Annotated in this window: 7 protein-coding genes; 5 read left to right on the forward strand and 2 right to left on the reverse strand. The window is 34.5% G+C overall.

Going from position 1 to position 9,809, the window contains the following annotated elements:
- Positions 1-20 precede the first annotated feature (20 nt).
- Both QO182_RS19145 and QO182_RS19150 read right to left on the reverse strand, forming a co-directional pair.
- Positions 21-254 carry a hypothetical protein gene (locus QO182_RS19145; RefSeq protein WP_371563612.1) on the reverse strand — a complete coding sequence of 78 codons (234 nt, stop codon included), beginning with the start codon at positions 252-254 and terminating at the stop codon, positions 21-23.
- 133 nt (positions 255-387) lie between these two features.
- The gene (locus tag QO182_RS19150) at positions 388-699 is read right to left on the reverse strand and encodes a transposase (protein WP_371563614.1); all 312 of its coding nucleotides are present in this window, start codon (positions 697-699) and stop codon (positions 388-390) included.
- Between the two features lie 264 nt (positions 700-963).
- On the opposite strand from QO182_RS19150, the gene QO182_RS19155 reads away from it, so the two are divergent.
- The 5 genes from QO182_RS19155 to QO182_RS19175 all read left to right on the forward strand — a co-directional run bounded on the left by QO182_RS19155 (position 964) and on the right by QO182_RS19175 (position 9,765).
- Positions 964-1,536: a DUF4402 domain-containing protein gene (locus tag QO182_RS19155; protein ID WP_371542047.1), complete on the forward strand. Its 573-nt coding sequence runs from the start codon at positions 964-966 to the stop codon at positions 1,534-1,536.
- Positions 1,537-1,628: 92 nt separating this feature from the next.
- Complete coding sequence (locus QO182_RS19160) at positions 1,629-2,441, forward strand: hypothetical protein (RefSeq protein ID WP_371542044.1); 813 nt, start codon at positions 1,629-1,631, stop codon at positions 2,439-2,441.
- A 33-nt stretch (positions 2,442-2,474) separates the two neighbouring features.
- Positions 2,475-3,011 carry a DUF4402 domain-containing protein gene (locus QO182_RS19165; RefSeq protein ID WP_371563616.1) on the forward strand — a complete coding sequence of 179 codons (537 nt, stop codon included), beginning with the start codon at positions 2,475-2,477 and terminating at the stop codon, positions 3,009-3,011.
- Entirely contained in the window at positions 3,012-6,338 is a 3,327-nt protein-coding gene (locus QO182_RS19170) for a hypothetical protein (RefSeq protein ID WP_371563619.1), read from the forward strand.
- Between the two features lie 67 nt (positions 6,339-6,405).
- Positions 6,406-9,765, forward strand: a complete 3,360-nt coding sequence (locus tag QO182_RS19175) for a LamG-like jellyroll fold domain-containing protein (RefSeq protein ID WP_371563621.1) — start codon at positions 6,406-6,408, stop codon at positions 9,763-9,765.
- The last annotated feature ends 44 nt before the right edge of the window (positions 9,766-9,809 follow it).

Genomic DNA, 9,809 nt, shown 5'->3' on the forward strand with positions numbered 1-9,809 from the left:
AAGTCATATCTCAAAGTTAATTATGCAAAAATATTCATTTTTGCAAAACTTCTCCCCAGGTTTTGTTCCTGATCCGAGACTTGTTCTATGACTTGTTCTGTTTTAGTACCAGCAACTATAGCAACCAATGATCCTTTTTTACCTTTCGCTTTCTTATTAGTAACAATGGTATAAAGTTCTCCTTGTGATACTAAGTGAGTTCCTATATTTTGGGGGTAAACAATCCATTGATGTGCGTATTCTCTAGTTCCCAAGTGATTAATGTACTGAGGTTTCTTTTTTACTGTCTTTAAAGTTTGCTCCCATTAACTCCAAAGAAACTACCAATAGTGTGACAATTAATTTCTATGTTATCTATTAATTTCTTTTAAAAAAAGCCGCAAATTCTTACGTCATACGTGTTCTTTTGGCAACTAAAAGCCAATCTCTTTTAATGATTTCACCAGTAGTTTTATTTGTCCAACGACGGCGTTTAATGTGTAAATACACAAACTTGCCTCTAAGTGGAAAATCTTGGATTGTTATTTCATCTAAAAAACCTTTAGATACTAATTCTACAGTGTCAAACTCTTTTGGTGGTTTTGACTTTTCTTCAAAATAAAAGTGTAGGTTTTCTTCAGAGAGAGCTGCAGAAACTATTTCAAAGTTCTCAATTAAAAAATCAGGAAGCATAAATTTTATGAGGTCTATAGAAGTCATATCTCAAAGTTAATTATGCAAAAATATTATTTTTTCTAAAAACTCTCCGCAGGTTTTGTGCCTGATCCGGAATTAGTTGTGAGCTTGTTAAGTCATGATGATATTGTTTTTTTTTGTCTTAAAAGCATGAAATTACGTGCTTAATCGGTTTTAATTGTTTTTAATCGGAAATATTTTGTAGAATGTTTTTTTTTTGATGTTAATTTGCGCTCGAATTAAGATATTATTCCCAAATTCTACCTACAACAATTTAACTTAATTACTATGAAAAAAATTATTTTATTAGCGTTTTTCGCTATCGCTGCATTATCAAACAATGCTAATGCTCAAACAACAAACACTCAATCGACCGTAAAGACCAACGCAAGTGCTAAACTTATTAAGGTAATGAGTGTTGCTAATGCAGATACAGACGGCTTGGATTTTGGGACTATTGTTCTTACGGGAGTAGGTTCAAGCACTGTTATAATGGAGGCAGCAGATGCTTCAAGAACTTATGGAACTAATAGCGCAGCAGCTGTTAATGCAAATCAATCACCAAACACTGCAAAATACAATGTAACTGGTACGCCAAATGAGACTTATGCTTTATCTTTTCCAACTGATCCCGTAGTTTTAACGACTGCTACAACTGCTACAGGTGGTAATACTGTGTCCGATATGACCATTACAGATTTTAAAGCTCGTTTTAATGGCAAGGATGCAGATGCGGTTGTAAGTATTTTGACTGGTAGTGGTACAGATTCATTTGCAGTTGGAGGAACCTTGAATATAAAAGCTGATCAAATTCCAGGAGTGTATACTGGTACCTTTGATGTTACTGTAGATTATAACTAGGAATAAATCACTATATATCAGAGGAATGTGCTATGCAGGTACATTCCTCTTTTTTTTTGTATTTTTCGGCTTATCTTAAATATCCCCCACCAATGTATAAACCTATAATCGTATTTGCCTATTTGTATTTGTTATTTTTTTCTGTAAGTACATTTGCTCAAGGTGATTTATATGTTACGCCTAACAGGGTTATTCTCGAAGGTAGAAAAATGAATGAAGTTTTGAGTTTAGCTAATACAGGTGATAAAGCGGCGACCTATTCTATTTCATTTGTACAGCGACGCATGAATGAAGATGGTAGTTTTACAAGCATTGATGCGCCAGACGAAGGAGCACCATTTGCAGATCCTTATTTACGAATTTATCCTCGTCAAGTGACTCTTGAACCTAAAGAGGGACAGTCTATAGTGCTTCAAGTAAGACGCACAGTAAACATGCCTGATGGCGAATACCGTTCTCATATTTATTTTCGTTCTGAGAATGACTACGCTCCACTTAGTAAAGAAACAAATGATACTCTAAAAACTGTCAGTGTAAAATTAATTCCTATTTTCGGTATCAGTATCCCTATTATCATTCGTATAGGAAATGTTAGTGCAACTGCCACTCTAAATGACTTGTCTCTAGATTTGAAAAATCAGAAGAATGAATTAACTTTTAATTTAAATCGAGAGGGAAATGCTTCTGTATTTGGAGATCTTAAAGTTGAATATATTCAGGAAAATAAAAAGCCTGTTGAAATTGGTGCAATGAATGGTGTCGCAGTTTATACCAATATTAAAAAGAGAAAAATTGCAATCAAAGTTAACATTGAAGATATCAGTCTAAATAAGGGCAAAATAAAAGTTTCATATCTCAGCCGAGAAGATGCTTCAGTACTAGCCGAGGCTGAAATCAAATTTTAATTATTTCAATTTCATCAAAATTTTTACAATTAGATGCAAATAGCTCATTTATCTAATACAAGTCTAAAACTACCTTTTTTTTGGGTAATTTACTTTTTTATAGTATCTGTTTATGCTCAACCATCGTTACCTTCTAGAGCATTTTCTGTTCAAGCAACTCAATCACTGAATTTTGGTACATTTGCCTTAACTGGAGGGGGAGATGGAATTCTTTCTATTGGCACAGATGGATATAGAAATGCCGTTCAAAACGTATTCCTCTCTGAATTATCTCCTATCGCTCAACCCGCTATTTTTGAAATTAGATTGTGTCAAGGTCGAAATGTTACAATTAATTTTGACACTACTACTCCATTAACGCGCATTGGAGGCGGTGTAATGACCCTTAATATAGGGCCAGCAAAAAGAGAAGGAATAGCGACGAATCTACAAAATGGTGATACTTTTTCAACTGAAAATAATTGCAATTTCATAACTATTTTACGTGTGGGAGGGACTTTATATATTCCTTCAAATTCACTTCCTGGTCAATATACAGGAAGTTTTGAAATTACTTTTAATCAAGAATAGATGAAACTTTTTTTTATAAGGTTATATGTCATTCTTGGTAAATTTCAAACTTTGAAATATTATGTATTGTGTCTTGCGATTTTTAGTTCTTTTACCATGTTAGGAGGTAATGGTACCATAGATGGTAATAAATTAGATCCAGTAATCAATTACGATATTATTCCGGTGCAAGTAAATGTTAAAGGGATTTTGCGATTTGAAACAGAGGTGCTTATAACCGATTCTAAGGTTTTGTACTTCAATATTGAAGATTTATTTAATCAATTAGGAATCAATATTAGGAGTGAGAAGAATCAGGCGTTCTTGACTGGATTTATTGCAAATGAAGCTAATACATATAAAATTGATGTTGAAAATAGTCAAATTCTCGTAGGGACTAAGGATATTAAATATGAAAACGGTGTTGTACAGATATCGAACTCAGTTTATGTCGAATCTAACCTTTTAACAGAAGCTTTTGGCTTAAATGTCTTATTTAACTTTCGCTCATTATCTGTTAAAATGGATGCTACATTTGAACTTCCGAAAATTAAGCAGGCGAGATTAGAAAATATGCGTAGCAACATAATCAAACTTCAAACTAATACTGGAAATTTTAAAGATACAGTTGTCGGTAGGGAATATCATTCGTTTAAGGCGGGAACGTTAAATTGGTCAGCTAATTCTTTTCAAACATCTCAAGGAACAAGTTCTAATAATTTTGGATTAGGAATAGGAAGCGAGTTGTTATTCGGTGAAGCAAATATTTCATTATTTCTGAACTCGCAAAGTGCATTTGATAGTAGGCAATTATTATATAATTGGCGATGGATCGACAACCAAAAAAAATATATCAAACAAGCACAAGTTGGTAAAATAAGCAGTCAAAGTATATCTTTTTTAAAAGCGCCGCTTGTAGGGGCAAGTATAAATAATTCATCTAATACAGTAAGAAAAGCTAGAGGGTCTTATACAATAAGCGAATATACGGAGCCAAACTGGACGGTCGAATTATATATAAACGATGCATTAGTTGATTATACTATTGCAGATGCCTCAGGACTGTACTTATTTAAAGTACCTATTGTTTACGGTTATACAACTTTGAGGCTTAAGTTTTATGGTCCGTTGGGAGAAGAGCGCACAGATGAGCGTATTATGAATACTCCTTATGCTTTTATGCCTGTGAACGTATTAGAATATAATATCACAACAGGAATTTTGGAAGATGAACATTCGAGTCAATATGGTCGTGCTGAAACTAATTACGGACTAACTCGATTTATGACTATCGGTGGAGGAGTAGAATATTTGTCAAGTGTTCCTGAGCATCCAACCATCCCATTCGCAAATGTTTCTTTTCAACCGTTTTCAAAAATGGTGATAAATATGGAATATGCACAAAATGTGGTTTTTAAAGGATTAGTAAACTATTATGTAGGTAAAAGCTCTTTTTTGGAATTAGATTATCGTAAATATACCGAGGGGCAATTAGCTACATTTAATACAGCAAATGAGGAGCGAAGAATTAAATTTTCATTTCCCTATAAGCTGAATAGTATTATGACTAATACAAAATTGAGTTTTAATCAATTTGTTTATAATACGTTCAACTACAATCAGTTTAACAGCGTCTTCTCTGGAAATTATAAAAACTATTCAGCTAATTTTTCTTTAGCTTCTAACTGGATTAATAATAGTGATTTGTTTTTAACATCTAATTTAGCACTATCTTATAAAATGATAAGTGGGTTTGTACTTCGTCCATCAGTAGATTACGACTTTTCTTCTAACAAACTGTTGCGGTATGGTACTATATTAGAAAAAAGGGTGGCTAAAGTGTCGTTTTCTGCGACGATCGAGAGAAATGTGCAAATCAATGCAAATAACTTTTTACTAAATTTTAAATATGATTTGAATTTTGCACGAATGAATTTTTCAGCTGCCTATAACAATAACAGTTTTAATTTTTCTCAAAGTGCTCAGGGTGGATTGGCTTTTGGTGGAGATAATGGTTATTTGAATGCTAGTAATAATTCAGCATTGGGAAAAGGTGGTATTTTATTGTACCCCTTTCTTGATTTGAATAACAATGGTAAAAAGGATGTAGGAGAATCAACAGTATTCGTGAAGGATGTGAAAGTCAGTAATGGTAAAGCAATGATTAGTAAAAGAGACTCCATTATAAGAATTTCCGATTTAAATTCATTTGTAAACTATAATGTTCAGTTTTCAGATGCCGATCTTGAGAATATTTCGTGGAGATTTAAAAATCATTCGTACGAAATTTTAGTAGATCCTAATCAATATAAAAAAGTAGAAGTTCCTATTGTTGTGGTGGGAGAGGTAAGTGGGATGGTATATCTAAATGCCGAAGAAAAATTAAAAGGATTAGGACGAATTACCATTCAAATATTTAATGATCAAGGTAAAAAAGTAGTCGAAACTTTAAGTGAATCAGATGGGTATTTCAGTTATTTAGGATTGAAACCAGGGAAGTTTATAGTTAAAGTTGATGATAAACAGTTAGAAAAATTAGATTATAAGTCTAGTCCACAATTGCATCAGGTAGAGATTGAAGTTTCGGAATATGGGACGGTTGTAGAAGGATTGGATTTTCAAATTACATCGAAAGATGCAAAAGTAGATGCAAAAGTGCCGAACGTAATAAGTCCTGAAACTAAAGTAAAGTTTGAAGAGAAAAAGCTTTTAGGTACAATAAGTCCAAAATTAATTAAAAACATATTAGATTCTGAGGAGCTGTTTTATAGTATTAAAGTAGGTGTTTATGAAAATCATTCCATGCCGAAAGAACTGGAAAATCTTGACACACTGTTTTATGAAGATTTAGCTAACGGCAACGTCCAGTATTATTATGGTTTTTTCAGAAGTCTTGATAGAGCGATCATTGCTAAGAATGCACTTGAATTAAGAGGAATTAATGGTACTTCAGTAGTTACGTATCAATTTGGAAAAAAAATCACGACACCATCCGTAGTGATAAAGAAAGAAGAAGTGTTAAAAGAAAATGATATTCCAATTATAGCAGTCAATCAAGGCAATACAAGGAAGAATATTTCATTCGGTAAAATTTCAGATATTAAAGAAGATTTTTTTAGTGTACAAATTGGTGTGTTTAGAAATTATGTACCTTCGGAGCGTCTACGATACTTCAATCCAGTGTATTACGAATTTAAGGAGGGTGGTCTAATACGGTATATTTCAGGCCAATTTAAAACGTTTGGCGAGGCTAAAAATATGAAATATAAAATAAATGAAAAAGGAATAAAAGATGCTTTTATCGTTAAATACAAAAATGGACTTAGATCTGATTCAAAGAAAGATTAAGAGCTAATTTTAATTGATCGATAAAGCTGCATCCGACTATTTTTTAATGCCCAAATCTTAAGATATTTTGAAAACAAAATTATACTACTTTTTTATACTGTTTTTTACTCATTATGTTTTTTTGGCTCAAATTGCGCCAATACAAAACATAGTTTGTCAAAATGAAACTACAAGCTATAGTTCTACTACAAACTACGATACCTATAAATGGAGGGTAGTAGGAGGAACTCCTACAACCAGTACTTCATCTACAATAAATGTCACTTGGGGATACGGTAATAGAGGGTCGATTTCCGTTGAAGGATTTAATAGTGGCGTTTCTCAGGGAGTTGTAACAAAAAAAATATATATAGACCAAAAAGCGATTTTTAGTCCTTCGCCGAATCCAACAATTATTGCAGGGCAAAGCACTAATATAGGGTTTACTTTTGCTAATAAATCTCTTAAATTTAATGGGACCACTGATTATGTTGGAATATCCAATTCCAATTTAATTAATCTAGGTACATCAGATTATCGTACCGTGATGTTGTGGTTCAAAGCCAATGATGTTACTAGTCGGCAAGTTTTGTACAATGAAGGAGGTGCTACGAATGGATTTTCAATGTATGTTGAAGGTGGAAAAGTCTATTGTTTGGCATGGGAAGGTGGAAGTGGAGGAGTTTGGAATGCTCCAAATGCGTCAATTGTTGCAGGTCAGTGGTATCATATAGCTTTTGTTTTTGACCAGAGTGCATCCGATGGATATCATTTCAAAGGATATTTAAATGGTGTGAATATTGGCCAATTTAATGAGGGTAGCAAAGCTAGTGACGGAATGAGTGCACACTCAGGCCCAGTGGCGATAGGTTCAAATTCAAGTATTCGATTTTTAAACAATTCGACTAGTTCAAATAATTATTTCAGCGGTAAAATAGATGGCTTTAAACTTTGGAATCGCGCATTGACAGCTGCTGAAATTCCTTTAGAAAAAGATCACGTCCTAAATGCACCCGTTGTAGATTCTGATTTAGATGTATATATAAATTTTGATAATTCGGTTCTCGATATAACAAATACAGCAAGTGCCGAAGATGGTTCATTAAGTGGAAGCCCGACTTATGATGATGACGTTCCTTTGAACCCTACGATTATATGGAATCCAGGAGGAGCTAGTAGTTCTACCATCGATGTAAGTCCTACAACAAATACTAGTTATACCTATACTTTAACCGAAAAACTATCAAATAGTTGTTCCCAAACGGGTAGTATTGACGTTTATGTAACGATTCCCAACGACAAAGATGGTGATGGTGTTGGCGATATATTTGATTTGGACGCCGATAATGACGGAATATTAAATTCGGTTGAAAATAATTGTACTCCCATTGCTGGTTATGATGGGTACTGGTCTCTAGATAATGCGACAAATGATTTGTCTGGTAATAGTTATAATGTACAAGCTGGAACGGTATCTTTTTCAACGGATGGTAAAAAAGGAACGCATGCTGCTTCTTTCAATGGAACTTCAAATTATCTTCAATATAGTAATGGTTCTTTTTTAAACCAAGCCATTAGTTTTTTTTCCTACTCAATGTGGGTAAAACCTAGCTCGCTTTCAGGTATTCAAACTATTTTTGAGGAGGGAGGTACTGTCAATGGTGTTGCTGTTCGGTTGAATGGGAATACTTTAGAAGCGGCAGTCCGCGAAGGTAGTTCCCAGCAAAATACGGGTACTTTTACCTTTCCAAGTGATGGTCTATGGCATCATGTAGCATTGACTTATAATAACGGTAATGTCATTTTGTATCTGGATGGAGTAGCCTCTTCAACCTTATCTACTGGATTTGGAGATTTGGCAACACATTCTGATGTTCAACATTTTGGATATTCAAATGGAGGTGCTTTTGGCTCTTCTTCTACCAATTATTATGGTGGATTGATGGATGATCTTGTTCATTATCCATCGGTATTATCTCTTTCTGATATTAATAAAATTGTTTTAGGTTGTGATAATGACAACGACGGAATACCTAATTATTTAGATTTAGACAGCGATAATGATGGGTGTTTTGATGCTAATGAAGCGTATGGCTCAGTGGTTGATACCAATGGAGACGGAACTTACGGTGGAATAACTGGAACAGCACAAGTAGATACCTCGGGGAAAGTGCTAGCTGCAGGATACGGACTACCTAGTGCTCTTTCTGGAGGCAGAAGTACGTATACACAAGGGGTGACTGTAACGATGACAACGGCTCCAGTAAGTAAAACTGTTTGTGAAGGTCAAAATGTAACCTTTTTTGCTACAGCGACAGCTGCAATTGTAGCTACTACGCCAGTAACAACTGCGATTACTAATCTGAGCTATCAATGGCAATTAAGTACTAATAATGGATTTACGTATTCTGATATTTCAGGACAATCAGGTTCGGTAACTAGTGGTATAGCAGTGCCTCTTGCGCTTTCCAGTGTAACCGTTGATATGTCAGGATATCGATACCGCATTAAATTCAGTAATGAAGCAAATATTTGCGGGATAACTTCAACAGTTACTTTGACCGTTAATGCAATACCAACAATAACGCAAGTATTCGATGCTGGTAGTTGCGGAGTAGGTAGTGTGGTTTTAAAAGCAACAGCTTCAGTCGGCACAATCAATTGGTATGCTGCTGCAATTGGAGGGGTATCTTTAGGAACTGGAACAAGTTTTACAACCCCTGTTTTATCTACAACAACTTCGTATTGGGTAGATGGAACTAGTAATGGTTGTACTACAAGTGCAAGATCTCAAGTTACTGCAACAATTAGTACTGGTGTTGTAGAGGTGAATGCAAACTCAGGAACTGTTTTTGGCTGTTATTCGACAGTAAAAGAAGCTTTTGATAAAATTAATGACGGAACCCATCAAGGAGACATTACGATTAAATTAAGAGGAAATACAACTGAAACGGTTACAGCAGCCCTCAACAATTCAGGTAATGCTAGTGGAGCCGTTTATACTTCGATAGCGTTATATCCGACAGCACCAAGTATTACGATAACAGGAAATATTGCAGGTCCACTTATTAATTTGAATGGGGCAGACAATGTAATTATTGATGGTAGTGTAAATAGAACAGCTGGGGCTGCGAGTTTAGCATTGTCTAATACGAATACTGGAGGTACAGTTATTCAGTATATCAATGACGCAACTTCAAATACAGTTAGATATTGTACTATTCAGGGAGTTACTACTTCTGCTACTAGTGGAGTAGTACTTTTCAGTACTGGAGATACGGTAGGTAATGATAGTAATGCTATCGAATTTTGTTCTATTGGAGATGGAATAACAACACCTACCAATGCCATATATTCAGCTGGAACTTCTGTGGGGACGGATAATAGTAATATTACCATCAGCAACTGTACTATTTTTAGACACTGTCCCGTAAAGTGTGTAAGTTAAAAAAATAGGGGTTTGCCTTTTTAATTAAAGTTGAACCCTTTTTT

It is taken from the genome of Flavobacterium sp. Arc2, from assembly GCF_041431385.1.
Classification (GTDB): domain Bacteria; phylum Bacteroidota; class Bacteroidia; order Flavobacteriales; family Flavobacteriaceae; genus Flavobacterium.